Consider the following 2,257-nt stretch of genomic DNA (forward strand, 5'->3'; position numbering starts at 1 on the left):
CGCCCGGCTCGCCCCCAAATGCTTTGGATCCCCTCTCCCCACGGCCCCAAGGGCCGTGGGGAGAGGGGAGGGAAAATCCATCGGGGCTGGAGGCCGCCTTCGGCGGCCCCCAGCTCTCAAACTGCCCCAAAATCATTCAACTTCCCAGAGGTCTGCTTAACGATGCCTTCGGTCTTTGTCGCTCTGGATCTGGAGACCACCGGGCTGGATCCCGAGACGGATACCATCATCGAAATCGGAGTCGTTAAGTTCCGCGGGGAAACTGTGCTGGATGAGTGGAGCACCCTCGTTCGTCCGGAGCGCCCGATCCCGCCTTCGGTTGTGGAACTCACCGGTATTCGTCTAGAGGAGGCGGCTCAGGCTCCTCCGTTACGAGCGGTGTTGCCCCGCCTGCGGGCCCTGGTGGGCAATGGGATCCTGGTCGGCCATTCCATCGATCAGGACCTGGCGTTCCTGCGTCGCCATGGCCTTTTTCTGGAGAACGAGGCGCTGGATACTTACGAGCTGGCGGCCATTCTGGTCCCCTATGCCGGTGGCCATGGGCTTTCGACTCTGGCTCAGGACCTGGGGATCCCGGTGGGGGTGATCCACCGCGCGCTGGAGGATGCGCGGCTCACTCATCGGCTTTTCCTGGCTCTCTTTGAGCGCGCCTGTCAGCTGCCCGAGCCGATCCTCGAGGAGATCGTCCGCCACGCCGCTCGTCTCCCTTGGCCTCCCCGCCGGTTTTTCGAGGAAGCCCTGCGGGCCGTGCAACAAGGCCGTTTCGCCGATCAGAGCATTGGTGCCCAGCTGCGGGCGAAGGGCCTGGCGACCCCGGAAGCCTATCTGACCCCTCCTCCGGTGAGGGCCCGGCCCCTGCGCCCCAAGGCTGAACCTCAACCGTTAAATGTGGAGGAGCTGACCCAGCTGCTGGAGCCGGGTGGGGCCCTCTCCCGGATCTTCCCCGAATATGAGCATCGGCCTCAGCAGGTGACCATGCTTCAGGCCGTTGCCGAGGCGTTCAGCGAAGGCAAGCATCGGATCATCGAAGCAGGAACCGGGGTAGGGAAGAGCTTGGCCTATCTAATCCCCGCCGCCCTCTGGGCCATGCGCAACGGCGAGCGGGTGGTGATCTCCACCAACACGATCAACCTTCAGGAGCAGCTGCTCCAGAAGGACATCCCAATCCTCCAGCGTCTGCTTTCCGAATCCGGCTTGGCGAACGGTGCCGCCTTGCGGGTGACGTTACTGAAAGGGCGCGCTCACTATCTGTGCCCGGCCCGCTTGATGCAATTGCGACGCGCCGGGCCGACCAGCGTCGAGGAGATGCGGGTGCTGGCCAAAATCCTGGTGTGGCTGCCCACCACGCAAACCGGTGATGGGGATGAGCTCTATCTGCCCACGCCGGTGGAGCGGGCGCTGTGGGCCCGCCTTTCCGCGGATAACGAGGCCTGCACAACGGAGGTGTGCGCCGCCTGGGGGGCGGGAGGTTGCTTTCTCCACCGGGCTCGGAAAGCGGCCGAGGCCGCCCACTTGATCGTTGTGAACCATGCGCTGCTTTTCGCGGATGCGGCGACCCAGCGCATGGTGCTTCCTGAACATCGCTATTTGATCGTTGATGAAGCCCACCATCTGGAGGAGGCGGCCACGAAGCAGCTAACGGTGGAGATCGATCGTTTCAGGCTGCTTCGATTGCTTCAGGAAACCGGCAGCGCCCGTGAGCATCGGGGAGGCGGGCTGGTCGGCGCATTGCTGAACCTGGGGCGCAGTCTGCCCCCCGCACTCCGCAATACCCTGGCGGGCATGACCCGCCGATTGAGCGATGCGGTGGAAGCAGCCCGAACCGGCGTGGATCTCCTCATGAACGCCCTCACGGCCTTCTTGGAGGAATCCGCTTCGGGAGGCGGGGAATACGCGCGCAAGGTTTTGCTCACCGGAGAGGAACGTGCCCGCCCATCGTGGGCCGCTGTGGAGCAAACCTGGGAGCTCCTCGCTGTCCGCTGGGCGGCGGTTCAGGAGGCCCTGATGGCGATCCGGACGGCGCTCACGGAGCTGCTGGACCATGGGTTCGCGGAGGTCGAGGAGCCCCTTGGGCTGGCCAATGGGCTCGCCCACGACTTCGAGAAGACCCGCCAGGCGCTGGAAGCGGCGATCCGCAAGCCGTCGCCGGGTATGGTCTACTGGTTGGAGGGGACCGTGGGGGAAGGGAACTGGTCCCGCGTGGGCTTGTATGCGGCCCCCCTGGATGTGGGGCCGCTGGTGCGACAGCATCTGCTCG

At 65.0% G+C, this 2,257-nt stretch carries 1 protein-coding gene; it reads left to right on the top strand.

Annotation, left to right across the window (positions count from 1 at the left end; all coding sequences use genetic code 11):
* Positions 1–162 precede the first annotated feature (162 nt).
* A partial coding sequence (locus tag ACFMO5_RS02495) for an exonuclease domain-containing protein (RefSeq protein ID WP_376791194.1) occupies positions 163–2,257 on the top strand: 2,095 nt, incomplete at its 3' end.

It is taken from the genome of Thermoflexus sp. (assembly GCF_042408365.1).
Taxonomy (GTDB): domain Bacteria; phylum Chloroflexota; class Anaerolineae; order Thermoflexales; family Thermoflexaceae; genus Thermoflexus.